Source organism: Cellulomonas jepli, assembly GCF_047229345.1.
In the GTDB taxonomy this organism is placed as follows: domain Bacteria; phylum Actinomycetota; class Actinomycetes; order Actinomycetales; family Cellulomonadaceae; genus Cellulomonas_A.
Map to the genome: position 1 here is coordinate 47,249 of NZ_JBFTER010000001.1, position 22,452 is coordinate 69,700.

The following is a 22,452-nucleotide window of genomic DNA, read 5'->3' on the forward strand; positions in this document are numbered from 1 at the left end:
TCCCGTCCGCGGTCGGCACGAGCCCCTCTCCGGGCCCCGCTCGCCGCGACGAGGAACGGCACCGACCGCCCGACCGGCCACCACGCACGAGGAGCACACGATGGACCGCCGCACGACGCGCACGCACCAGGCCCGTGGCCTGCGCCGCGTGATGTCGCCCGCAGCCGGCGCGCCGTCCGCGTACCCGAGCGTCGAGCCGCTCGACCGTGCGATGCGCACGCCCGCGCCGCCCGCGGAGGGCCCCGTGACCTGACCAGACGCCGTCTGGCACAGCGTCGAGGAGCCGCCCCGGGAGTCGTCCCGAGGCGGCTCCTCGCATGTCCGGCCGGGCCCGAGGACGGGCCGGGCCTGCACGCCCCGCACGACCGCCCGACCCGCACGACGACACCACCCGCACGACGGCACCACCCGCACGACGGCACCACCCGCACGACCGCACGCCGCACCACCCGCACCCCCGCCGCCGGGGCGTGCTCGCGCCGTCGCCCGCCTCCCGCGGACGACGGTCTGACAGCTGCACAGCGAGAGAGGAACGACCGCACACCGTCCCGGACGGGAGGAGCGCGGCGTCGAGAGCCTGCGCCCGTGGCCCAACGGACGAGGCGCCGCACTACGGATGCGGAGGTCGGGGGTTCGAGTCCCTCCGGGCGCACAGGTCGGCACGGCGACCCATCACCGTGCACGCCGCCGGCCCGCACCGACGGCAGGAGCGGGACGTGGGCCAGCGGCTAGGCCTCCTGCCTCGGGAGCAGGCGAGCGAGGGTTCGAGTCCCTCCGTCCCGACGCACCGCCCGACGCCCACCTGTCCCGGGACACGGGACGACGGGCGTCGGTCCTGGGTAGCTCAGTAGGGCAGAGCGCCCCGCTCATATCGGGGAGGTCGCGGGTTCGAGACCCGCCCCAGGGACCAGCGCGGCCGGCCTACCAGCCGGGCGCGCGGACCCACGCGCGCGTAGCTCAGCGGAGAGAGCGGCTGCGTCCGGAGCAGCAGGTCGGGGGTTCGATCCCCTCCGCGCGCACCACGGCCCGTCGCTCAGCCGGGCGACGAGCCGTCCGGCCGACCCGTCCGCGCCTGACCCCCGGCACGGTCCGCGGGGTCCGCACGACCGGCACGCTCCGCGCGCCCGGCGCGCTCGGCCCGGAACGCCGCGGCGAGCTGCTGCGACTGCGCCTGCACGAGGTTGAGGAGGAACGCGTACTCCGGTCCGTCGCGCTCACCCAGCGGGCGGACGCGCAGCCAGGCGTCCCGGGCAGCCCGGATGTCGTCGTCGGTGACCGCGCCCATGTCCATCCGCACACCGTGCACCCCGCCACCCACACGCCCCCGCCACCCACACGCCCCCGCCACCCGCACGCCCCCGCCACCCGCACGCCCCCGCCCCCACACGTACCGCCCGTAGCCATCCGTCCTCTCCGCCCGCAGCCACGACCCCCCGACCAGAGCACCGACCCACCACGAGAGGAAGGACGGACCGTGAGCACCCGGAGCGTGCAGGTCCTCAACGCCGGCTACGAGCCGCTGCACCACGTGTCCCTGGAGCACGCCATCACGATGCTCGCCCGCGGGGTCGCGATCGTCGAGGAGCACGTCGAGGGCGCGACGTTCGGGCCGCACCCGCTGCCGACCACGGTCCGCCTGCTGCGGTACGTCGCGATGGGGTGGCTGCAGCGCCGCGCCGCCGCGTGCACCAAGGCCGGCGTGCGCGCGCGCGACCGCCACCGGTGCGCGTACTGCGGCGGGCGCGCCGACACCGTCGACCACGTCGTCCCCGCGTCGCGCGGCGGCGCGCTGACGTGGCTCAACACGGTCGCGGCGTGCCGGGCGTGCAACAACGCGAAGGCCGACCGGACGCCTGCCGAGTGGGGCCGGCCGCTGCTCGTCACGCCGTACGTGCCCGAGCGGGTCGTCGCGCTCCGCCCGGCGCTCGCCCCGGTCTGACGAGGCCGTCGCGGCACCGGCACCGGCGCCCGTCCCTGCCCGTCGGGGACGTGCGCCGGCGCCGGCCCGCGACCGGTGGACGCACGGCCGGATCGCTGTGAGGCTCGGGAGGCAGGCGTCCGGTGGACGACGCTCCGGCGCCGCCCGGTCCTCGAGGGGAGCACACGCATGGCCGTGTCGAGGGAGCAGCGCTCGATCTGGCGACGGTTGCCCGTCGACCGCATCGAGGAGGTGGAGAGCGCGAGCGGGGCGGGGCGGCTCACGAAGAGCCTGGGGCTGTGGCAGCTCACCGCGATCGGGGTCGGCGGGATCATCGGCGTCGGGATCTTCTCCCTCGCCGGGCTCGTCGCGCACGGCGACGCCGACAACCCCGGGGCGGGTCCGGCGGTGCTGATCTCGTTCCTGATCGCGGGGCTGGCGTCGTCGGCGGCGGCGCTGTCCTACGCCGAGTTCGCGGGCATGATCCCGCGCGCCGGGTCGGCCTACACGTACGGGTACGTGGCGATCGGGGAGGTCGTCGGCTGGTTCATCGGCTGGGACCTGCTGCTCGAGTACATCGCGATCGTCGCGGTCGTCGCGATCGGCATCTCGGGGTACCTCGACGCGTTCCTCGCCGGGCTCGGCCTCGAGCTGCCGACGGCGATATCGGAGAGCCCCGAGGGCGGCGGCGTCGTCAACGTGCCCGCGGTCCTCGTCTGCCTGCTCGTGACGTTCATCCTGAGTCGCGGCACCCGCACGTTCGGCCGGTTCGAGCTCGTCGCCGTCGCGATCAAGGTCGGGCTCATCCTGTTCATCATCGGTCTGGGCGTGTTCTACGTGGACACGGGCAACTACGACCCGTTCATGCCGAACGGGTTCGGGCCGGTCCTCACCGGCGCGGCCACGGTGTTCTTCGCGGTGTTCGGGTACGACGCGATGTCGACCGCCGCGGAGGAGGCCACGGACGGGCGCAAGCACATGCCGAAGGCGATCATCCTGTCGCTGATCATCGCGATGCTGCTGTACGTCGCGGCCACGCTCGTGCTCACGGGCCTGCAGAGCTACGAGGACATCGACCCGACCGCCGGCTTCGCGTCGGCGTTCACGAACGTGGGCCTGCCGGTGATCGCGAGCATCATCTCGGTGTTCGCGGTCCTCTCGATCATGACCGTGATGCTGACGTTCCTGCTCGGCGTCACGCGCGTGTGGTTCTCGATGAGCCGTGACGGCCTGCTCCCGACGTGGTTCGCGGGCGTCGACCGGCACGGGACGCCGCAGCGGGTCACGTGGATCGCCGGCCTCGGCTCCGCGGCGCTCGCGGGCGTCTTCCCGATCCGCGCCGTCGCGGACCTCACGAACATCGGCATCCTGTCCGCGTTCGTCGTGGTGTGCGTCGCGGTGATCATGTTCCGGTACACGCGGCCCGAGGCGGAGCGCTCCTTCCGGCTCCCGCTCATGCCGTTCGTGCCGGCGTTCGGGGTGCTGGCCTCGCTGTTCCTGATCCTGCAGCTGCACTGGGAGACCTGGCTGCGGTTCGGGATCTGGCTCGTGATCGGGCTCGTCGTGTACTTCGCGTACGGGCGCCGGCACTCGCTGCTCAACCCGGACAGCCCGCACCACGCGCACGTGCACGCGCCCGACGACTGACGCGGAGCGGCATCACGCGCGCCTGCTCGGTGCGCCGGGTCGGGCGCGCCCGGACCCGCGTCAGATCCGGCCGCGCACCGGCGTCCGCTCGGCCGGGTCGGCGTCGTCCGGCATCGCCATCTCGGCGCGCACCCCGAGCAGGCGCACCTCGCGCTCCTCGAGGCCCTCGGCGAGCGCGAGGGCGGCGGCCACGACCTCCGCGGCGTCGCGGCTCGGGGTGGGGAGCTTGCGGCTCACGACCTTGGTGTCGAACGGCGCGTAGCGCACCTTGAGCGCGACGCGGACGACCTCGCGCCCGTCCTCCGCGGTGTCGGCGACGACCGCGCGGGCGAGCTCGCCGACCGCGGCGCGCACCTGCTCGGGCGCGACCAGGTTCTGCTGGAACGTGGTCTCCCGGCTGTGCCCGCGCGGGACCCAGGGCCGGTCGTCGACGGTCGTGGGCCCGAGCCCGTGCCCCAGCTCGTGGTACCAGACCCCCATGCGCGGTCCGAACTCGGCGACGAGCGCCTCGGTCGGGGCGGCTGCGAGCTCGGCGACCGTGCGGACGCCGAGCCCGGCGAGCCGGCGGGAGACCTTGGTGCCGACGCCCCAGAGCTCGATCGTCGGCCGCTCGCCCATGACGTCGAACCAGCTCGCCTCCGTCAGCCGGAACACCCCGGCGGGCTTGCCGAAGCCCGTCGCGATCTTGGCGCGGACCTTGGTGTCGCCGATCCCGACGGAGCAGTGCAGCCGGGTCGCCGCGAGCACCGTCTCCTGGGCCCGGCGGGCGAGGGCCTCGGGGTCGTCGGTCACCGCGCCGAGGAACGCCTCGTCCCACCCGAGCACCTCGACGACGACGCCGAGCCCGCGCAGCGCCGTCATGACCTCGTCGGAGACCGCCTCGTACGCGGGGCCGTCGACGGGCAGGAACACCGCGTCGGGCGCCTTGCGCGCGGCGACCCGCAGCGGCAGGCCGGAGTGCACGCCGAGCGCGCGCGCCTCGTAGGACGCGGTCGACACGACGCCGCGCTCGGTGGGGTCGCCGCGCCCGCCGACGACCACGGGTCGCCCGGCGAGCTCGGGGCGGCGCAGCACCTCGACGGCGGCCACGAACTGGTCGAGGTCGACGTGCAGGACCCAGGGCGTCGGAGCGCTCATGTCCCGAGTCTGGCGGCGCCGGGCGGCCACGGCACGCGCGCCGCACCAACGCGCGGCGCGGACCCTCGCCCGTGCGGGGCGTCGCCGCCGGCCGACCGGCCCGCGCCCGCGCCCGGCGGGTCCGTCAGGGCGTGCGGAGCCTGTGCAGCACCTCGCCCGCCTGCGGGACCACGAGCGTGTCGGAGTCGGCGGCCCACGCGTCGACGTCGACCTCCGCGGGGTCCAGGTAGTCGAGGTTCGCCGCGCGCACGACGTCCTCCGGGATGCCCGTCGCGAGCGTCACCGTGACCCGGCACCGCTCGCCGTGCTCGTCGTCGTAGGTGCCCTGGCCGCGCAGGTGCGTCGAGTGCGCGAGGTCGCCCCACGGCAGGTGCGAGAAGCGGTCCCACTGCTTCACGAAGTAGTCGCGGCAGTGGTACCCGATCTCGAGGATCTGCGGGTGCATCACGGAGATCTCGGTGATGTGCGGGGCGTAGAGGACGACCTGGCCGCCGTCGGCGACGACGGGCTCGACCTTGTAGAACCCCTTCGCGCCGGTCCACATGTCCTCGTACTTCGTCGGGATCACCGACAGCACGCGGCGCACGGGCGCGTCGAGGTACCGCACGTGCGTCTCGGCCGAGACGTCCGCGGCGGCGGCCCACGCGTCCTGCGGGCTGCCGAAGCTCGCGGCGTGCAGCGCCCCGGTGCCGGACTGCGCGACGACGCACAGCGCGTACCGCTCGCCGGGCACGAGCGCCGCGGCCTCGTCGATCAGGGCGCGCACGGGCGTGATGCCCCGCGTGCCGATGATTTCCGAGCTGCTGATCAGGGCGCCGAGCCAGTGCGACACGTTGATGACGTCCTTCACGGCGACACCCGGGAACAGGTACTTGTTGCCGCCGGAGAACCCCACGACCTCGTGCGGGAACACCGGGCCGATGATGAGCGTCACGTCGTGCTCGACGACGGCCCGGTTCAGGCGCACGTCGACGTCGCGCACGAGGCGTCCCTCCGACAGCTCGGAGAGCCGCTCCGCGCTGATGGTCCCGACGGACACGAACGTCGCCTCGTCCCACCACTCGTGGTTGAGCACCGTCGTGCCCGGGTACGTCCCGGCGAGCTCGCCGGCCGCGTACCCGAGGTGGCGCGCGAGCTCCGGCTCCGCCATCGCGGCGTGCGTGCCGAGCGCGACGAGGAACGTCAGGTGGGCCGCCCCCGCGGCCGTCGCGGCCTCGTGCACCGCCCCGAGCAGCAGGGGGAGCGGGCAGCTGCGCGTCCCGTCGGGCACGACGACGCACAGGGTCCGGCCCGCGAGGTCGATCTCGGCGAGGCGCTCCGTGACGAACGCGCGGACCGTGGCGTCGTCGAGGACCTGGCCGGGTCCGCCGACGGACCGGGCGCCGACGCGGTCCGCGGGCTGGGTGAGGGCTGTCATCCGCCCACCCTGCGCCCCCGCGGGCCGCCGGGGCAACGCCCCGTGGCAACGTGCGGCAACGTCCGGTCGGCGGGAACCGGTCAGCCGTGCCGGGCGGGCGCCCCGCGCGCCGGTTCCCGTGCGGAGGACGACGCCGGTGAGGAGGACGACGCCGTCGTGGACGACGACGCCGGTGCGGACGACGACGTCGCCGCGGACGCCGCCGCCGCGGAGGCCGACGGGAACCCCGTCGCGGTGGACGCCGACGCGGAGCCCGTCGCCGGGGCGGGGGCTGCTGCTCCCGGTCGCGTCCACGCGTGCCGGCGCCGGCCGGGCTTGGCCGTCGAGCCGCGCACCACGAGCTGGGCGGGCAGCACGGTCGCGCGCACCGCGTGCGGCGTGGTGTGCCCCAGCTCGCGCAGGAGCGCGCGCACGGCGTGCGACCCGAGCGCACGCAGCGGCGCGGCGACCGTCGTCAGGGGCGGGCTGCAGAAGTCCGACCCGAAGATGTTGTCGAACCCCACGACGCTGACCTCGGCCGGGACCCGTGCGCCCATCGCCGCCAGGCCGCGCATGAGCCCGATCGCGACGAGGTCGTTGTAGCAGACCACGGCCGTGGCGGGGGCCTCGGCGAGCGCGTGCGCGGCGTCGAGCCCGCCCCGCACCGTCGGCTCGAACCGGCCCAGGCGCCGGACCTTGAGCTCGAGCTCGTACCCGGCCTCGCGCATGCTCCGCCAGCGCATCCCGTCGGCCCACGACGCCTCGGGGCCGGCGGCGTACGCGACGGTCTGGTGCCCGAGCTCCCCGAGGTGCTCGACCGCGCGCCGCATGCCCCGCGAGTTGTCGGTCACGACGCTCGGCACCTCCGTGAGCACCCGGTTGAGCACGACCGTGGGCCGCTGCTTGGCCATGACCCGGATCGTCGAGTCGGACATGCGCGACGTCGCGAGCACGACCCCCTCGACGAGCGGCAGCACCCGGTCGAGCGCCTGCCGCTCCGCCTGCGCCGACTCCTGCACGTCCGAGACGAGGACGGTGTACCCGGCCGCGGTCGCCGCCTGCTCCGCGCCGCGGATGATCTCGAAGAAGAACGGGTTCGTCACGTCCGAGACGATCAGCGCGAGGAGCGCCGTCCGTCCGGTCGGGAGTGCCCGAGCCAGCGGGTTCGCGCGGTAGCCCATCGACTCGGCGACCGCCCGGATGCGCGCCGCGGTCTCGGCGTTGACACGGCCGGGCCGGGAGAAGGCCCGCGAGACCGTGGACGGCGCGACGCCGCACTCGCGGGCCACGTCGTAGATCGTCGGTCCGCGGCGCTGCGGGCCCTGATCCTCGGGCATACGTGCACCGTACGGGCGGTGACAACCCGCGGCAACCGCTTGTCGCCGCGCCGCCCGCAGCGGTGAATGGGGGTGGACGCACACCCCACACGGCCCCGCCGGCTCGCCCGGCGGAGAGGAGAACCCATGCTTCGCCCCCAGGACACCCGGACGCGTGAGCGCAGGTCCCTCGCGGGGATCTGGCGCTTCCGGCTCGACGCCGAGGGTGCGGGCCGCCGCGACCGCTGGTTCACCGGCACGCTCGACGGGGCCGTCGACGTCCCGGTGCCCGCGAGCTACAACGACGTCCTCGCCGACGCCGCGGTGCGGGACCACGTCGGTGACGCCTGGTACCAGACGACCGTGCGGGTCCCGCGCGGGTGGGCCGGGGAGCGGATCGTGCTGCGCTTCGACTCCGCGACGCACCGAGCGGTGGTGTGGGTCGGCGACACGCAGGTCGCCGAGCACGAGGGCGGGTACACGCCGTTCGAGGTGGACGTGACGCACCTCGCGGTGCCCGGCGAGGAGCTCCGGGTGACCGCGGTCGTCAACAACGAGCTCTCGTTCCAGACGATCCCGCCGGGCGTCGTCGAGGAGACGCCGCACGGGCGCCGGCAGCGCTACTTCCACGACTTCTTCAACTACGCGGGCCTGCACCGCACGGTGTGGCTCTACGCGACGCCGACGACCTACGTCCGCGACGTCACGGTGGTCACCGACCTCGACGGGACGACCGGGGTCGTGCGCTGGGCCGTCGAGTCCTCGGGCGACGCCGCCCGCACCACGCGGGTCACGCTGCGCGACGCCGAGGGTCGCGTCGTGGCCACGGGCGAGGGTGAGCAGGGGGAGCTGCGCGTCGAGGACGCCCACCTGTGGGCGCCCGGCGACGGGTACCTGCACGAGCTCGACGTCGAGCTCGTCGGCGAGGACGGCGCGACGCTCGACAGCTACCTCCAGACGGTCGGCATCCGCACGGTCGAGGTCCGTGGCATCGAGTTCATCATCAACGGCGAGCCGTTCCACTTCACCGGCTTCGGCAAGCACGAGGACAGCGCCGTGCGCGGCAAGGGCCACGACGACGCGTTCCTCGTGCACGACTTCGCGCTGCTCGACTGGATCGGCGCCAACTCGTTCCGGACGTCGCACTACCCGTACGCCGACGAGGTGTACGACTACGCGGACCGCCACGGCGTCGTCGTGATCGACGAGGTCGCGGCCGTCGGGCAGAACATGGGCCTCGGGGGAGGGATCTTCGGCACCCAGGGCTACGTGACGTTCTCCCCGGAGACGGTGAACGACACCTCCCGCGAGGTGCACGCGCAGGCGATCCGCGAGCTGGTCGCCCGCGACAAGAACCACCCCAGCGTCGTGCTGTGGTCGATCGCGAACGAGCCCGAGTCGGACACCGACGCGGCGCGCGCGTACTTCGAGCCGCTGTTCGCCCTGACCAAGGAGCTCGATCCGACGCGGCCCGTCGGCTTCGTCAACGTCATGCTCGCGCCGCACGGGAAGTGCCAGGTCTCCCAGTTCGGCGACGTGCTCATGCTCAACCGCTACTACGGCTGGTACGTCAACAGCGGCGACCTCGTCGCCGCCGAGGCCGCCTGGCGCGAGGAGCTCGAGGCGTGGGCCGGCGACGGCAAGCCGATCATCATCACCGAGTACGGCGCGGACACCCTGCCCGGCCTGCACTCGGTCACGCCGGTGCCGTGGACCGAGGAGTACCAGGTCGAGTACCTCGAGATGAACCACCGCGTGTTCGACGACGTCGACGCGGTGGTCGGCGAGCACGTGTGGAACTTCGCGGACTTCCAGACGTCGTCCGGCGTGATGCGCGTCGGCGGCAACAAGAAGGGCGCGTTCACCCGTGACCGCCAGCCCAAGGCCGCCGCGCACGCGCTGCGCCGGCGGTGGACCCGGCAGCCGTGACCGTGCAGCCGCGGCGGGCGTGGCCCGTCCGCCCGCTGGCCCGCGCGGCCGTCCCGGCTAGGGTCGGAGAGGTCGCCCCCGGCCGCGCCGAGCGCGTGGTCGTGACCCGCCCGATCCCGGCTCAGGAGGCCTGATGCCCCAGCACGTCGAGCGGCCGTGGCTGCGGCTCCTGGACGACGCGGACCGCGACGCCGTCGAGAACCTCTCGGCGGCGCTGCGGTCCGCCGTGCCGTCCGGGCGCCTCGGCGTCGCGTTCTCCGGGGGCGTCGACTCCTCCGCCGTGCTCGCCCTGGCGACCGAGGCGCTCGGTGCGGCCCGCGTCGTCGCGGTCCTGGGCGTCTCGCCGAGCCTCGCGGCGGACGAGCGGTCCGCGGCGCACGACGTCGCCCGGGTCGTCGGCGCGCCGCTCGTCGAGGTCGAGACGCACGAGGGCGACAACCCCGAGTACCGGCGCAACGGGCCCGACCGCTGCTTCTTCTGCAAGGACGAGCTGTTCACGCGCATCGGCGCGGACGTCGTCGCCGCGCACGGGCTCACCGCGGTCGCCTACGGCGAGAACGCCGACGACGCGCGCCGCCCGGACCGGCCCGGCTCGCGCGCGGCGACCGAGCACCGGGTCCTGCGCCCGCTCGCCGACGCCGGGCTCGACAAGGCGGCCGTCCGCCGGGTCGCGCGCGCGCTCGCGCTGCCCTCCGCCGACAAGCCCGCGGCGCCGTGCCTCGCGTCGCGGATCCCGCACTTCGAGGAGGTCACCCCCGAGAAGCTCGCACAGGTCGACGCCGCCGAGGCCGAGCTCCGCCGCCTCGGGCTCGGCGACCTGCGCGTGCGGCACCACGGCGACGTCGCGCGGCTCGAGGTCCCGGTGCGCGACCTCGCGGCCGTCGTGAGCGACGCGCTGCGCGAGGAGGTGTGGCGGGCCGTGCGCTCCGCGGGCTTCCGGTTCGTCGCGGTCGACCTCGCCGGCGTCCAGTCCGGGGCGTTCACGCTCCCGCTCGTCGGGGTGCGCGGTGCCTGAGCGCTGGGCACCGCCGCCGGCGCTCGCGGACTTCGTCGAGCTCGACCACGACCGCGCGCAGCGCCGCGGGTTCCCCGAGGCCGTCCTGTGCGCGTCGAAGTCGGTCGAGCAGGTGCGCGTCATCGCCGCCCAGGTGCGCGACCGCGACGCGCGCACGCTCTTCACGCGGGTGACGGACGCGCAGGTGGACGTGCTGCTCGACGAGCTCCCCGGCGCCGCGCACGACCCCGACGCCCGGCTGGTGGCGTGGCCGGGGGAGCCGCCCGAGGCGACCGGGGGTCTCGTCGTGGTGCTCGCCGCCGGGACGTCCGACCTCCCGGTCGCACGCGAGGCCGCGCTCACGGCACGCCACCTCGGGCGGCCCGTCGAGACCGTCGTGGACGTCGGCGTCGCGGGCCTGCACCGCGTGCTCGGGCACCTCGACCTCGTGCGCTCCGCCCGGGCGCTCGTGGTCGTCGCCGGCATGGACGGCGCGCTGCCGGGCGTCGTCGCCGGGCTCGTCGAGGCGCCCGTGGTCGCGGTGCCGACGTCGGTGGGCTACGGCGCGGCGTTCGAGGGGCTCGCGCCGCTGCTCACGATGCTCAACGCGTGCGCACCCGGCGTGGCGGTGGTCAACATCGACAACGGCTACGGCGCCGGGCACCTCGCCGCGCAGGTCGCGGCCCCGTGGCGGCACGCGGGCTGACGCGGCACGTCGGCTGACGGAGCGGCGGCGCGCGGACCACAGCGCCGGGTCCGCCGTCAGGACGCGCGCGGGCGCACGGGCGCGCGGCCTGCGCTCACCCCTCCGAGGCCGAGCCGTCCGCTCCCGCCCGGTCCGCCGGGGCGACGCCCGCCCGGCTGCCGTCCCACGACGCGCCCGCCACGAGCCCGGCAGCCGCGGCAGCGGAGTGCGCGGCCTCCAGCACGCGCGCAGCCGGCACGTCCGACGCGCTGGCGAGGGCCGCCACGTCCTCGAACTCCGGCATCGCCTGGACGACGACGCCCGCGCGGTGACCGACCTTGATCCGCACGACGCCGCTGCCGGGGCCCTCGCCGGTGGACGCCGTGGCGGGCTCCGGACGCTCGCGGGTGTGCGAGCGCTCGTGCTCGCGTGCGGTGGGGGCACCGGCACGGGCGGCCGTCACGTCGACCTCGACCGGGACCCAGGCCCGGTCGAGCACGTCCTTGTCGACGGTGCTCACGCGCACCCCGAGCGTCGTCGTGTGGGCGAGGACGAGCACGCGGAGGGCGTCGGCGACCGACGGGTCGGCGAGCACGTGGAGCGTGTGCGCGGGGCGGCCCTTCTTCATGAGGATCGGCGTGAGCCACGCGTCGGACGCCCCGGCGGCGAGGAGGCGGGCGAGCACCCCGGGCCACAGCCGCGGGTCGAGGTCGTCGACGTTGGTCTCGAGCACCACCGCGGGCTCGGTCTGCGCGCGCGCCCCGGCGAGCGGCGCCCGGGAGCCGGCGCCGGTGCCGAGTGCGAGCCGCACCACGTTCGCGCGGTCGGCTCGGTCGCGTGTGCCCGCCCCGATCCCGGTGCGCTCGACGCGCATCGCGGGCAGCGGGCCCGACGCCGAGGCGAGCGCGGTCACGAGTGCGAGGCCGGTCGGCGTCGCGAGCTCTCCGCGGCCGCCCGCGAGGACGTCCCAGCCGCGCGCGAGCTCGAGCACCGCGGGCGCAGGCACCGGCAGGGTGCCGTGGTGCGCCTCGATGGTGCCCGAGCCGAGCGCGACGGGGGAGACGACGACGTGCTCCGCACCCAGGCTCACGACCCCCGCGCAGGACCCGACGACGTCCGCGATCGCGTCGAGCGCGCCGACCTCGTGGAAGTGCACGTCCTCGGGCGGGACGCCGTGCACGCGGCCCTCGGCGTCGGCGAGGCGCGTGAACGCCGCGAGGGCCGCGGCGCGGACGGGCGGGTCCAGGTCGGCGTCGTCGAGCAGCCCGCGGATGGTCGACCACGTGCGGTGCGGGGGGTCGTCGACGAGCACCTCGACCTCGACCTTGGTGGCGCGCAGCCCGGCGCGCGTGACCGTCGCCGCCGTGAGCCGGACCGAGCCCGGGATCACCGCGTCGACCGCCGCCTGCAGGGCGTCGAGCGCGACGCCCGCGTCGACGAGGGCGCCGAGCAGCATGTCGCCCGCGACACCGGCGGACGCGTCGACCCAGAGCACCCGTCCGGGGTCGACGGGGGACGCCTGGGGTTCGTGGCTCATGCCGTCACCCTGCACTGCGACCTGACCTGCGGCAACGGTGGACCGGCGACCGCGGGCTCGACCCCCGGACCACGGGACGAGCCGCGACGTCCGCTGCCCGGGTCGTCGGGGCTCGAGGCGTGCCCACGGCGCTCGGCCCTGGCGGGCTCCTCGCTCACGCGTTGCTCTCGGTGCGGTCGAGGGTCCACTCGGTGTGGAAGGTGCCCTCGCGGTCGGTGCGGCGGTAGGTGTGGGCGCCGAAGAAGTCGCGCTGGGCCTGGATCAGGTTCGCGGGCAGGCGCTCGGCGCGGACCCCGTCGTAGTAGGCCAGGGAGGAGGAGAACGCGGGGGTCGGGACGCCGGCGAACGCGGCGGCGGCCACGATCCGGCGCCAGGCGCCCACGCCGTTGCCGACGGCCCCGACGAAGTAGGGGTCGGCCAGCAGCAGGGGCAGGTTCGCGTCGCGCTGGTAGGCCTCGGTGATCCGGTTGAGGAACCGGGCCCGGATGATGCACCCGCCCCGCCAGATCCGGGCCATCGCGCCGCGGTCGATGCCCCACCCGAACTGCTCGGACGCGGCGGCGATCTGGTCGAAGCCCTGGGAGTAGGCCACGACCTTCGAGGCATACAGGGCCAGGCGCACGTCCTCGATGAACGCCTCGCGGTCGGTGACCTCGAACGGCTCGGCGCGGGCGACGAGGGTCCCGGCGGCGGCGGTGCGCTGCGGGACCGACCCGGACAGGGCCCGGGCGAAGGTGGCCTCGGCGATCCCGGTGATCGGGACCCCCAGGTCCAGGGCGTTCTGCACCGTCCAGCGCCCGGTGCCCTTCTGCTCGGCCCGGTCCAGCACCACGTCCACGAACGCGGCCCCGGTGGCGGGGTCGACGTGGGCGAGGACCTCGGCGGTGATCTCGATCAGGAACGACTCCAGGTCGCCCTCGTTCCAGGTGGCGAAGATCTCCCCGATCTCCGCAGCCGAAGCGCCCAGGCCCTGCTTGAGCAGGTCGTAGGCCTCCGCGATGAGCTGCATGTCGGCGTACTCGATGCCGTTGTGCACCATCTTCACGAAGTGCCCCGCACCCTCCGGCCCCACATACGTGCAGCAGGGGACGCCGTCGACCTTCGCGGAGATGTCCTCCAGGATCGGGCCCAGCACCGCATAGGACTCCCGCGAACCGCCCGGCATGATCGACGGGCCGAGCAGCGCCCCCTCCTCACCCCCCGAGACACCACTGCCGACGAAGTGCAGGCCGTGGGCCTTCAGCTCGGCCTCCCGGCGCACCGTGTCGGGGAAGTGGGCGTTCCCGGCGTCGATCACGATGTCGCCCGCCTCCAGCAGCGGGACGAGCTCGGCGATGACCGCGTCGGTCGCGGGGCCGGCCTTGACCATGATCACGACCTTGCGCGGGCGCTCCAGGGAGGCCACGAAGTCGGCCATCGACTCCGAGGCCACGAACGTGCCCTCGTCCCCGTGGTCCGCGACCAGGGACTGGGTCTTCGCGTAGGACCGGTTGTGCACCGCGACCGTGTACCCGTGTCGCGCGAAGTTCCGCGCCAGGTTCCGACCCATCACAGCCAGACCCGTCACACCGATCTGAGCAGCTCCTTCGGGCATCGCACGATCCTCTCCTCGTGGGCGTGACGGCCCGGACGTGTGCCCGGACGCCGCAGGGGACGCGCAGGCGTCCCGCACCCCATTCACCGTCGCCGGACACGCGGGTGGCAAGCGGTTGTCGTCACTTGCCCGCGCGGAGCACGCGGCCGGCGCGGACCCAGGCGGCCGCCGGAGCGCGGCCCCGGGCTACACCCGGGCGTCGTCCCCCGGGCCGGTGCCCGGCGGGCGCGGCGCGTGCAGCCCGAGGTGCAGGCCGACCATCCGGATCGTGAAGCACACCGCCGCCGCCCCGAGGGCCGCCGGGAGGCCGAGCACCTCGTCGACCCCGCCGGTCGCCGCCGCGACGGCCAGCGCCGCACCGACGAGCGCCGGGATCGCGTAGACGCCGCTGCTCAGCACGCTCGGGACCTGCCGGACCAGCACGTCGCGCAGCGTCCCTCCACCGACCCCGGTGACCGCACCGAGGATGATCGCCTGCATCGGCCCCGCGCCGAGCTCGAGCGCCCGGCCCGCCCCGGTCACCGCAAAAAGGCTCAGGCCCGCGGCGTCGAGCACCTCGATCGGGTTGCTGAACCGGCTGAGCCCGCGGCTGAAGGCGAACGCGACCAGCCCTCCGGCCGCTGCCACCGTCAAATAGCGCCAGTCCACGAACGTCGCGGGCGGCAGGGCGCCGAGCAGGACGTCCCGCAGGATGCCGCCGCCGACGGCGGTGATCGCCGCGAGCGTCACGACGCCGACGATGTCGACGTGCGCCACACGGATCGCGGTCAGCCCGCCGTTCAGCGCGAACGCGAACGTGCCCACCAGGTCGAGCACGAGGAGCACGGTCGTCGTGGTGGTCACGACACGGGTCTACCGCACGCGCGGTGTCCCGGCCGCTCACGACGCCCGCTGGCTACGCTCGGGAGGTGCTCCTGCGCCCCTTCCGCGACGACGACGACGCCGCCGCGACGCTCGACGTGTTCCGCCGCGCGATCACGGTCCTCGCGAGCCGCGACTACACCGCGGAGCAGGTCGCCGCGTGGGCGAGCCCGGACATCGACCCGGCGGTCTGGGCCGAGCGGCGCGCGGCGAGCCGGACCCAGGTCGCGGAGGTCGACGGCCGCGTCGTCGGCTTCACCGACGTCGACGAGGACGGGTACGTCGACATGCTCTTCGTGGACCCGGACGTCGCACGGCAGGGCGTCGGCTCGGCGCTCCTGCGCTGGGCGCGGGCGACGGCCGTGGAGCTCGGCGCGCACGCGCTGACGACGAACGCGAGCCTGACCGCGCGCCCCGCGTTCGAGGCGCACGGCTTCGTGGTCGTCGCCGAGCAGCACCCCGTGCTCCGGGGGGTCGAGCTGACGAACTTCCGGATGCGGTGCGCCCTCGACCCCGACCTGCGGCGAGAGGCGGGCGGCGCGGCCGGCTGACGGTCTCAGGGTGCCCGGAGCACGAAGTCCTGGATCGCGACGACCGCCGCACCGCGGGCCCACTGCGTGAAGTCGCCGGGACGGGTCACCAGGTCCAGCGGCGAGGTGCGCGGGTCACGGTCCCGCGCCACGGCGACGCGCAGCGCTGCCGGGTCGGCGTCGACGAGCGCGACCCCCTCGCCGGTCACCACGACGCGCTCGGGCATCGTGAGGTTGGCGACCGCGGCGACGAGCCGGCCGAGCGCACCGATCGCGTCGCGCACGATCAGCCGGGCCGCGGGCTCGTCGCCGCGGGCGAGCGTGAGCAGCTCGTCGTAGCCGACGGGCCGGCCGAGGGCGACCGTCGCCTGCGCCGTGAGCGACGGGATCGTCAGCATCGCGCTCGCGCAGCCACGGTGCCCCGCGAAGCAGACCGCACCGTTGGGGTCGAGCGGGAAGTGCCCGACGAGCCCGAGCCCGCTGTCCCGGTGCGTCACGAGCCGCCCGTGCTGCACGAGTCCGTAGCCGACGCCCGCGCCGATCGTGAGGACGGCCAGGCTGCGCAGGCCGCGACCGGCACCGAACCAGTGCTCGGCGGTCGTGAGGGCCACGACGTCGTTCTCGACGACCGTCGGCAGGCCCGTCGCCTGCTCGGCACGGGTCGCGACCGCCACGTCGTCCCAGCCGAGGAACGGCGCGCTGCGCACCGAGCGGTGGTCGGGGGAGTGGCCGCCGAGCGCGATCCCCAGGCCGGTGACGTCCGTGCTGCCGGCGAGCTCGAGGGTCAGGGCGGCGACCACGTCGAGGACGCGGTCCGGCTCGTGCTGCATGAGGGGTGCGCTCGCGTGCGCGAGCACCGTGCCGCGCAGGTCGACGAGCACGGCGTGCGCGGCGTCGCCCGTGAGCTTCACGCCGGCGAAGTGGTGAGAGCCGGGGACGACGTCGAGGGGGCGCGCCGGCCGGCCGGTGGCCGGGTCGCGGGCGGGCTCGGACTCGACGAGCATGCCGGACTCGAGCAGCGGCTTGGTGAGCCGGGTCAGGCTCGCCTGGGACAGCTCGAGGCGGCGCGCGAGCTCGGTGCGCGAGAGCGGGCCGTGCAGCAGCACCTCGAGCGCGACGTCGCGCGTCGAGCCCCCCGCGGGCGCCCACGCGGCGACGTCGGTCATGTCTTCTCCTTCGCACCCGTCACGCCCGTCACCCGTCACCCGTCGCGCCCGGGACGTGCCCCCAGCCGCGCGCCGCGCGGTCGTCCCACGCCGCCCGTGCACGCCGCAGCGCGACGCATCCTGCCAGTCCACGGGGGCCGGTGCGCACCACGATACCTCCGTCGTGGAAGCCGTGGAGCCATTATGTGCGGAAAAGTGTGACGAGCGTCTCGACTTGACGGCACGGGACTTCCGAGACAACACTCAGAGTCATCCGATCGGATCAACGTCTGGACTTCCGTGGCACCGTCGCACCCCTCCCTGCTGCACCTGCGCTCCGCGGGCGTGAGTCTCGTGCTCGACGTCGAGGGCGGGCATCTGCCGCGCGTCCTGCACTGGGGCGCCGACCTCGGCGAGCTCCCGGACGGCGAGCTCGCCGACCTGCGCGTCGCGAGCGTCCCCCCGCTCGCGCCCGGCTCGACGGACGCCCCGGTGCCCGTCTCGCTGCTCCCCGAGCAGTCGCTCGGCTGGCTCGGGACACCCGGGATCACGGGGCACCGCGACGGCGCCGACTTCTCCGTCGCGTTCACCTCCGCCCGGACGGAGCACGCGCGGCGTCCCGAGGCCGGCGTCGAGCACCGCGTACGGACGACGGCGCGCGACGACGTCGCCGGGCTCGACCTCGCGCTCGACCTCGAGCTCCTCGGCAGCGGGCTGCTGCGCACCCGCAGCACGCTCACCAGCACGGGCGCCGGGACCTACACCCTCGGCTCGCTCGACGTGATGCTCCCCGTGCCGTCCGAGGCCGACGAGGTGCTCGACTTCACCGGCCGTCACCTGCGCGAGCGGTCCCCGCAGCGCGCACCGTTCGACGTCGGGACCCGGCTGCGCGAGAGCCGCCGCGGCCGGGCGCACGACGCGACCGTGCTGCTGCTCGCCGGCCGGACGGGCTTCGGCTACCGCTCCGGCGAGGTGTGGGGCGTGCACGTCGCGTGGTCCGGCAACACCCGCACGCTCGCGGAGCGGACGTCGTCGGGCGTCCGGCTGCTCGGGGCCGGCGAGCTGCTGCTCATGGGGGAGGTGCGGCTCTCTCCCGGGGGGTCGTACGCGAGCCCCTGGGTCTACGGCTCGTACGGCGTCGGGCTCGACGAGCTCGCGGGACGGTTCCACGCCTACCTGCGCTCACGGCCCCAGCACCCCCGGACGCCGCGTCCCGTGCTGCTCAACGTGTGGGAGGCCGTGTACTTCGACCACGACCTCGACCGGCTGCGCACGCTCGCGGACCGCGCGGCCGCGCTCGGGGTCGAGCGCTACGTGCTCGACGACGGCTGGTTCCGCGGCCGGCGCGACGACACCGCGGGGCTCGGTGACTGGTACGTCGACGAGGACGTCTGGCCGGACGGCCTCGGGCCGCTCGTCGACCACGTGCGCGGGCTCGGTATGCAGTTCGGGCTGTGGTTCGAGCCCGAGATGGTCAACCCCGACTCGGACCTCGCCCGGGCGCACCCGGAGTGGCTCCTGCAGACCGGTGGGCGGCTGGGCCCGTCCGCGCGCCACCAGCAGGTCCTCAACCTCGCGCACCCCGACGCGTACGCGCACGTGCTCGAGCGGATCGACGCGATCCTCACCGAGCACCCCGTCGACTACGTGAAGTGGGACCACAACCGCGACCTGATCGACGCCGGCCTGTGGCCGACCGGCCGGGCCGGCGTGCACGAGCAGACGCTCGCGACCTACCGGCTGCTCGACGAGCTGCGCGCCCGCCACCCCGGGCTCGAGATCGAGTCCTGCGCGGGCGGTGGTGGGCGCACCGACCTCGGGATCATGGAGCGCGCCGAGCGCGTGTGGGCGTCCGACACGATCGACGCGCTCGAGCGGCAGGGCATCGAGGCCGGCATGGGCCTGCTGCTGCCGCCCGAGATGATCGGCTCGCACGTCGGCGCGCCGACCGCGCACACGACCGGGCGCACGCACGTGCTCGGGTTCCGCGCGGGGACCGCGTTCTTCTCCCACCTCGGCATCGAGTGGGACCTCACGCGCGCGGACGACGCGGACGTCGCCGCGCTGTCGACCTGGGTGCGCGCGCACCAGGAGCACCGCGCGCTGCTGCACAGCGGCACCGTCGTGCACGCGGACACGCCCGACCCTGCGCTGTGGGTGCACGGTGTCGTCGCGCAGGACGGCACGGAGGCGGTCTTCGCCGTCGTGACGCTCGGCACCTCGGCCACGAGCCCCCCGGGGCGTGTCCGGCTCCCCGGCCTCGACCCGGCCGCGACGTACGACGTCCGGCCGCTGCCGCCCGGCGACGCCGCGGCGCACGGGGACGCGATCTACCCCGTCCCCTGGTGGACGGACGGCACGCGGCTCAGCGGCCGCACCCTCGCAGCGGTCGGGATCCAGGTCCCGTCGCTCTTCCCCGAGCGCCTCGTGCTGCTGCACGTGCGCCGGGCACCCAGCGGCCCGACCGCCGACTGAGCTCGTCGACCCCCCGGAAGGGGCACCCGTCATGGCACCACCCCGCACCGTCGCGAGGCTCCTCGTCGTCGGGCTCGCCGCCTCCACGCTCGCCGCGTGCGCCGGCGGCTCCGGCGAGCGGACGGAGATCACGTTCTTCCAGTTCAAGCCCGAGGCCGTCGACTACTTCGAGCAGCGCGCCGCCGAGTTCGAGGCGCAGAACCCGGACATCGACGTCATCGTCGACAACGTCCCCGACCCCGAGACCGCGCTGCGCACCCGGCTCGTGAAGAACGACGTGCCGGACGTGCTGACGCTCAACGGCAACGGCACCTTCGGCGAGCTCGCCTCGGCGGGCATCTTCGAGAACTACGCGGACGACCCGATCCTCGAGGACCTCAACGAGGGCTACGTCGAGATCCTGCAGGACCTCGGCGCGAGCGAGGAGGGCGCCGTCAACGGCATCCCGTTCGCCGCGAACGCGAGCGGCGTGCTGTACAACGTCGAGCTGTTCGAGCAGCAGGGCGTCGAGGTCCCGCAGACGTGGGACGAGCTGCTCGCCGCGGCGCAGACGTTCCAGGACGCGGGCATCACGCCGTTCTACGCGATGCTCGCCGATGCGTGGACCGCGCAGGCGCCGCTCGCCCCGCTGACCGCGCAGACCGCGCCCGAGGGGTTCTTCGAGGCGCGGTTCGCGGGCGACACCACGTTCGCCGAGGGCTGGCGGGAGGCCGCGGAGAAGGAGCTCGAGCTGTTCGAGTACACCCAGCCGAACCCTGCGGCCTTCGGGTACCAGGAGGGGACCGTGGCGTTCGCGGCGGGGGAGTCCGCGATGCTCCTGCTCGGCAGCTACGCCGTCCCGCAGATCCGCAGCTTCGAGCCGGACTTCACCGTCGGGAGCTTCCCGCTCCCGGCGACGGACGACCCGGCCGACACCCGGCTCGTCTCGGGGGTCGACGTCCTCGTGACCGCGGGCGCCGGCGGCGCGCACCCCGAGGAGTCGCGCCGCCTCGTCGAGTTCCTGATGGAGCCCGCTGCCGTGCAGGACTACGCCGAGCAGCAGGTCGCGATCCCCGCGCTCGAGGGCGCGAGCAACCCGGACCCGGCGCTCGCCGGGATCCAGCCCTACATCGACCAGGAGCGTCTCGTGGGCTTCGACGACCACCAGTTCATCCCGGCGATCCCGCTCGGGCCGCTGCTGCAGCAGTTCCTCATCGACGAGGACGCCGACGCGTTCCTCGACGGGCTCGACGGCGCGTGGGACCGCGTCGCGCAGCGCCGCACCTGGGGCCTCGGGGCGGTGAGCTCCTGATGGCCACGTCGACGCAGGCGCCCCCCGCGCGGACCTCCTCGCCGGCCCACCGGCCGGACCGGAACCGCATCCCGCGCACCTTCTACTGGATGGTCCTGCCGGCCGTCGTGCTGTTCCTCGTCTTCCACACCATCCCCGTGCTCCAGGGCGTGTTCTACAGCTTCACCGACTCCCCGGGCTACGGGGACTGGAGCTTCGTGGGGCTCGAGAACTACGTCGCGCTGTTCGCCGACCCGCAGGTGCGCGCCGCCTACGGCTTCACGTTCCGCTTCGCGTTCCTCGCGACGATCCTGGTCAACGCGCTCGCGCTGGCCATCGCGATCGGGCTCAACGGCAAGATCAAGTGGAAGAACACGCTGCGGGGCGCCTACTTCGTGCCGAACGTGCTCTCGATCCTCGTCATCGGGTACGTGTTCCAGTACCTGTTCTCCGGGTCGATCCCGGCGATCGCCACGGCGCTCGGGATCGACCGGCTCTCGACGTCGATCCTCGCCGACCCGCAGCTCGCGTGGGTGGGCATCCTGGTCCTCGCCGTCTGGCAGGCCACCGCGTTCAACATCATCATCTACCTCGCCGGTCTCCAGACCGTGCCCGGGGAGCTCTACGAGGCGGCCTCGCTCGACGGAGCGAGCTCCTGGCGGCAGTTCCGCAGCATCACGTTCCCGATGATCGCCGGGTTCTTCACGATCAACATGGTGCTCGCGCTCAAGAGCTTCCTGCAGGTCTTCGACCACATCATCGCGCTGACCAACGGCGGCCCCGGAACCTCGACGCAGTCCGTGGGCGTGCTCATCTACCGCGGCGGCTTCCAGGGCGGCGAGTACGGCTACCAGCTCGCGAACGCGGTCCTCTTCATGATCGTGATCGTCGCGTTCGCGGTCTTCCAGCTCCGGGTCCTGCAGCGCAGAGAGGTGTCCGTGTGATGACCACGCCGACGAGCGGACCGAACACCATCGCCGCACCCCCACGGCCGGCGCGCGGCGCCGACCCCGACGGCCCCGACCTCCCCGGACGGCCCGGCGGCCGGGCACGACGCCCCCGCCGGTCGCGCGAGGAGTACCGCGTCAACTGGTGGCTCACCGCGCTGCTGATCGTGCTGAGCCTGACGATCCTGATCCCGCTCTACTTCACGGTCGTCACCGCGCTCAAGACCCAGGACCAGCTCGGCGGCACCGGGTTCGCGCTCCCGACCGAGCTCGCCTGGGGGAACTTCGCCGAGGCGTGGCAGCTCACCGAGTTCCCCCGCACCGCCCTGAACAGCGCGGTGATCACGGTCGGCGCGGTCGTGCTGACGCTGCTGACGAACTCGATGGTCGCCTACGCGATCGCCCGGAACATGCACCGGCGGCTGTTCAAGGGGCTGTTCTTCTACTTCATCTCGGCGCTCTTCGTGCCGTTCCCGATCCTCATGCTGCCGGTCGCGAAGCAGACGGCGCTGCTGGGGCTCGACAACCAGGTCGGCCTCATCCTGCTCTACGTGGTGTACGGCCTGTCGTTCAACATCTTCATCTTCGTCGCGTACATCAACTCGATCCCGCGCGAGCTCGAGGAGGCCGCCATCGTCGACGGCGCGAGCACGTGGACGCTGTTCTGGAAGATCATCTTCCCGCTGCTGTCCCCGATGAACGCGACGGTCGGGATCCTCACGTGCCTGTGGGCGTGGAACGACTTCCTGCTCCCGCTGGTCATCGTCTCCGACCCCCGCGGCGCGACGCTGCCGCTCGTGCAGTACGTGTTCCAGAGCCAGTTCACGACGAACTACACCGTGGCGTTCGCGTCCTACCTCATGGCGATGGCGCCGCTCCTCCTGGTCTACGTGATCGCCCAGCGCTGGGTCATCTCCGGCGTCACGCGCGGCGCGATCAAGTGACGGCGCGCTGACCGGTCACCACGACGCCCTCGCCGCCGCGTGCGACGAGGGCGTCGTCGTGCGCCGGGGGGCGCCGCTCCGCGCTGCGGCGGCCCGCGGCCCACGACCCCGCCGGCGCGAGTCCCGG

Annotated in this window: 19 protein-coding genes and 4 tRNA genes; 15 read left to right on the forward strand and 8 right to left on the reverse strand. The window is 74.4% G+C overall.

Annotated elements, in window-relative coordinates:
• Nucleotides 1-100 precede the first annotated feature (100 nt).
• The 5 genes from AB6N24_RS00190 (at nucleotide 101) to AB6N24_RS00210 (ending at nucleotide 1,022) form a co-directional block, all read left to right on the forward strand.
• Nucleotides 101-253, forward strand: a complete 153-nt coding sequence (locus AB6N24_RS00190; protein WP_412867452.1) for a hypothetical protein — start codon at nucleotides 101-103, stop codon at nucleotides 251-253.
• Nucleotides 254-579: 326 nt separating this feature from the next.
• Nucleotides 580-652: transfer RNA gene (locus AB6N24_RS00195), tRNA-Arg, on the forward strand.
• 58 nt (nucleotides 653-710) lie between these two features.
• A tRNA-Pro gene (locus AB6N24_RS00200) sits at nucleotides 711-783 on the forward strand.
• Nucleotides 784-833: 50 nt separating this feature from the next.
• A tRNA-Met gene (locus AB6N24_RS00205) sits at nucleotides 834-910 on the forward strand.
• 36 nt (nucleotides 911-946) lie between these two features.
• A tRNA-Arg gene (locus AB6N24_RS00210) sits at nucleotides 947-1,022 on the forward strand.
• 11 nt (nucleotides 1,023-1,033) lie between these two features.
• Here the strand turns inward: AB6N24_RS00210 and AB6N24_RS00215 are convergent.
• Entirely contained in the window at nucleotides 1,034-1,291 is a 258-nt protein-coding gene (locus AB6N24_RS00215) for a hypothetical protein (protein WP_412867453.1), read from the reverse strand.
• Between the two features lie 183 nt (nucleotides 1,292-1,474).
• On the opposite strand from AB6N24_RS00215, the gene AB6N24_RS00220 reads away from it, so the two are divergent.
• Nucleotides 1,475-1,939, forward strand: coding sequence for an HNH endonuclease (locus AB6N24_RS00220; RefSeq protein WP_412867454.1), 465 nt, complete (start codon nucleotides 1,475-1,477; stop codon nucleotides 1,937-1,939).
• A 168-nt stretch (nucleotides 1,940-2,107) separates the two neighbouring features.
• Nucleotides 2,108-3,565 carry an amino acid permease gene (locus tag AB6N24_RS00225; protein WP_412867455.1) on the forward strand — a complete coding sequence of 486 codons (1,458 nt, stop codon included), beginning with the start codon at nucleotides 2,108-2,110 and terminating at the stop codon, nucleotides 3,563-3,565.
• A 60-nt stretch (nucleotides 3,566-3,625) separates the two neighbouring features.
• On the opposite strand, the gene AB6N24_RS00230 is transcribed toward AB6N24_RS00225, so the two are convergent.
• The 3 genes from AB6N24_RS00230 to AB6N24_RS00240 form a co-directional block, all read right to left on the reverse strand.
• Nucleotides 3,626-4,702, reverse strand: a complete 1,077-nt coding sequence (locus AB6N24_RS00230; RefSeq protein WP_412867456.1) for a DNA polymerase IV — start codon at nucleotides 4,700-4,702, stop codon at nucleotides 3,626-3,628.
• 124 nt (nucleotides 4,703-4,826) lie between these two features.
• Entirely contained in the window at nucleotides 4,827-6,119 is a 1,293-nt protein-coding gene (locus AB6N24_RS00235; RefSeq protein ID WP_412867457.1) for a lactate racemase domain-containing protein, read from the reverse strand.
• Nucleotides 6,120-6,199: 80 nt separating this feature from the next.
• Nucleotides 6,200-7,435, reverse strand: a complete 1,236-nt coding sequence (locus AB6N24_RS00240; protein WP_412867458.1) for a LacI family DNA-binding transcriptional regulator — start codon at nucleotides 7,433-7,435, stop codon at nucleotides 6,200-6,202.
• Between the two features lie 126 nt (nucleotides 7,436-7,561).
• Here AB6N24_RS00240 and uidA point away from each other — a divergent pair, with 126 nt between their 5' ends.
• From uidA to larB, 3 genes are all read left to right on the forward strand, one after another.
• Complete coding sequence (gene uidA, locus AB6N24_RS00245; RefSeq protein WP_412867459.1) at nucleotides 7,562-9,343, forward strand: beta-glucuronidase; 1,782 nt, start codon at nucleotides 7,562-7,564, stop codon at nucleotides 9,341-9,343.
• Between the two features lie 133 nt (nucleotides 9,344-9,476).
• Nucleotides 9,477-10,358 carry an ATP-dependent sacrificial sulfur transferase LarE gene (gene larE, locus AB6N24_RS00250; RefSeq protein ID WP_412867460.1) on the forward strand — a complete coding sequence of 294 codons (882 nt, stop codon included), beginning with the start codon at nucleotides 9,477-9,479 and terminating at the stop codon, nucleotides 10,356-10,358.
• Nucleotides 10,351-11,043, forward strand: coding sequence for a nickel pincer cofactor biosynthesis protein LarB (larB, locus tag AB6N24_RS00255; RefSeq protein WP_412867461.1), 693 nt, complete (start codon nucleotides 10,351-10,353; stop codon nucleotides 11,041-11,043). The genes larE and larB overlap by 8 nt, the downstream gene beginning before the upstream one ends.
• A gap of 94 nt (nucleotides 11,044-11,137) precedes the next feature.
• On the opposite strand, the gene larC is transcribed toward larB, so the two are convergent.
• The 3 genes from larC to AB6N24_RS00270 form a co-directional block, all read right to left on the reverse strand.
• Nucleotides 11,138-12,559 (reverse strand): nickel pincer cofactor biosynthesis protein LarC, encoded by a 1,422-nt coding sequence (larC, locus tag AB6N24_RS00260; protein WP_412867462.1) that lies wholly within the window; start codon nucleotides 12,557-12,559, stop codon nucleotides 11,138-11,140.
• Between the two features lie 154 nt (nucleotides 12,560-12,713).
• Complete coding sequence (gene gndA, locus AB6N24_RS00265; protein WP_412867463.1) at nucleotides 12,714-14,153, reverse strand: NADP-dependent phosphogluconate dehydrogenase; 1,440 nt, start codon at nucleotides 14,151-14,153, stop codon at nucleotides 12,714-12,716.
• A 186-nt stretch (nucleotides 14,154-14,339) separates the two neighbouring features.
• Nucleotides 14,340-14,996, reverse strand: coding sequence for a trimeric intracellular cation channel family protein (locus tag AB6N24_RS00270; protein ID WP_412867464.1), 657 nt, complete (start codon nucleotides 14,994-14,996; stop codon nucleotides 14,340-14,342).
• 65 nt (nucleotides 14,997-15,061) lie between these two features.
• Between AB6N24_RS00270 and AB6N24_RS00275 the strand changes: the two genes are divergently transcribed.
• Nucleotides 15,062-15,565, forward strand: coding sequence for a GNAT family N-acetyltransferase (locus tag AB6N24_RS00275; RefSeq protein ID WP_412867465.1), 504 nt, complete (start codon nucleotides 15,062-15,064; stop codon nucleotides 15,563-15,565).
• Nucleotides 15,566-15,570: 5 nt separating this feature from the next.
• Here AB6N24_RS00275 and AB6N24_RS00280 read toward each other — a convergent pair whose 3' ends face one another.
• Nucleotides 15,571-16,710, reverse strand: a complete 1,140-nt coding sequence (locus AB6N24_RS00280) for an ROK family protein (protein WP_412867466.1) — start codon at nucleotides 16,708-16,710, stop codon at nucleotides 15,571-15,573.
• A gap of 279 nt (nucleotides 16,711-16,989) precedes the next feature.
• On the opposite strand from AB6N24_RS00280, the gene AB6N24_RS00285 reads away from it, so the two are divergent.
• The 4 genes from AB6N24_RS00285 to AB6N24_RS00300 are packed head-to-tail and all read left to right on the forward strand — an operon-like array spanning nucleotide 16,990 to nucleotide 22,325.
• A complete protein-coding gene (locus tag AB6N24_RS00285) occupies nucleotides 16,990-19,164 on the forward strand; it encodes an alpha-galactosidase (protein ID WP_412867467.1) in 2,175 nt (724 codons plus the stop codon).
• A 31-nt stretch (nucleotides 19,165-19,195) separates the two neighbouring features.
• The gene (locus tag AB6N24_RS00290) at nucleotides 19,196-20,455 is read left to right on the forward strand and encodes an ABC transporter substrate-binding protein (protein ID WP_412867468.1); all 1,260 of its coding nucleotides are present in this window, start codon (nucleotides 19,196-19,198) and stop codon (nucleotides 20,453-20,455) included.
• Nucleotides 20,455-21,378 carry a carbohydrate ABC transporter permease gene (locus AB6N24_RS00295; protein WP_412867469.1) on the forward strand — a complete coding sequence of 308 codons (924 nt, stop codon included), beginning with the start codon at nucleotides 20,455-20,457 and terminating at the stop codon, nucleotides 21,376-21,378. The genes AB6N24_RS00290 and AB6N24_RS00295 overlap by 1 nt, the downstream gene beginning before the upstream one ends.
• Entirely contained in the window at nucleotides 21,378-22,325 is a 948-nt protein-coding gene (locus tag AB6N24_RS00300; protein WP_412867470.1) for a carbohydrate ABC transporter permease, read from the forward strand. The genes AB6N24_RS00295 and AB6N24_RS00300 overlap by 1 nt, the downstream gene beginning before the upstream one ends.
• Nucleotides 22,326-22,452 lie beyond the last annotated feature (127 nt).

Excerpts from the sequence above, each read along its gene's own strand:
- AB6N24_RS00190 (WP_412867452.1), top strand. The coding sequence starts at position 101 with ATGGACCGCCGCACGACGCGCACGCACCAGGCCCGTGGCCTGCGCCGC.
- AB6N24_RS00215 (WP_412867453.1), bottom strand. The coding sequence starts at position 1,291 with ATGGACATGGGCGCGGTCACCGACGACGACATCCGGGCTGCCCGGGAC.
- AB6N24_RS00225 (WP_412867455.1), top strand. The coding sequence starts at position 2,108 with ATGGCCGTGTCGAGGGAGCAGCGCTCGATCTGGCGACGGTTGCCCGTC.
- AB6N24_RS00230 (WP_412867456.1), bottom strand. The coding sequence starts at position 4,702 with ATGAGCGCTCCGACGCCCTGGGTCCTGCACGTCGACCTCGACCAGTTC.
- AB6N24_RS00235 (WP_412867457.1), bottom strand. The coding sequence starts at position 6,119 with ATGACAGCCCTCACCCAGCCCGCGGACCGCGTCGGCGCCCGGTCCGTC.
- AB6N24_RS00240 (WP_412867458.1), bottom strand. The coding sequence starts at position 7,435 with ATGCCCGAGGATCAGGGCCCGCAGCGCCGCGGACCGACGATCTACGAC.
- uidA (WP_412867459.1), top strand. The coding sequence starts at position 7,562 with ATGCTTCGCCCCCAGGACACCCGGACGCGTGAGCGCAGGTCCCTCGCG.
- larE (WP_412867460.1), top strand. The coding sequence starts at position 9,477 with ATGCCCCAGCACGTCGAGCGGCCGTGGCTGCGGCTCCTGGACGACGCG.
- larC (WP_412867462.1), bottom strand. The coding sequence starts at position 12,559 with ATGAGCCACGAACCCCAGGCGTCCCCCGTCGACCCCGGACGGGTGCTC.
- gndA (WP_412867463.1), bottom strand. The coding sequence starts at position 14,153 with ATGCCCGAAGGAGCTGCTCAGATCGGTGTGACGGGTCTGGCTGTGATG.
- AB6N24_RS00280 (WP_412867466.1), bottom strand. The coding sequence starts at position 16,710 with ATGACCGACGTCGCCGCGTGGGCGCCCGCGGGGGGCTCGACGCGCGAC.
- AB6N24_RS00290 (WP_412867468.1), top strand. The coding sequence starts at position 19,196 with ATGGCACCACCCCGCACCGTCGCGAGGCTCCTCGTCGTCGGGCTCGCC.
- AB6N24_RS00295 (WP_412867469.1), top strand. The coding sequence starts at position 20,455 with ATGGCCACGTCGACGCAGGCGCCCCCCGCGCGGACCTCCTCGCCGGCC.
- AB6N24_RS00300 (WP_412867470.1), top strand. The coding sequence starts at position 21,378 with ATGACCACGCCGACGAGCGGACCGAACACCATCGCCGCACCCCCACGG.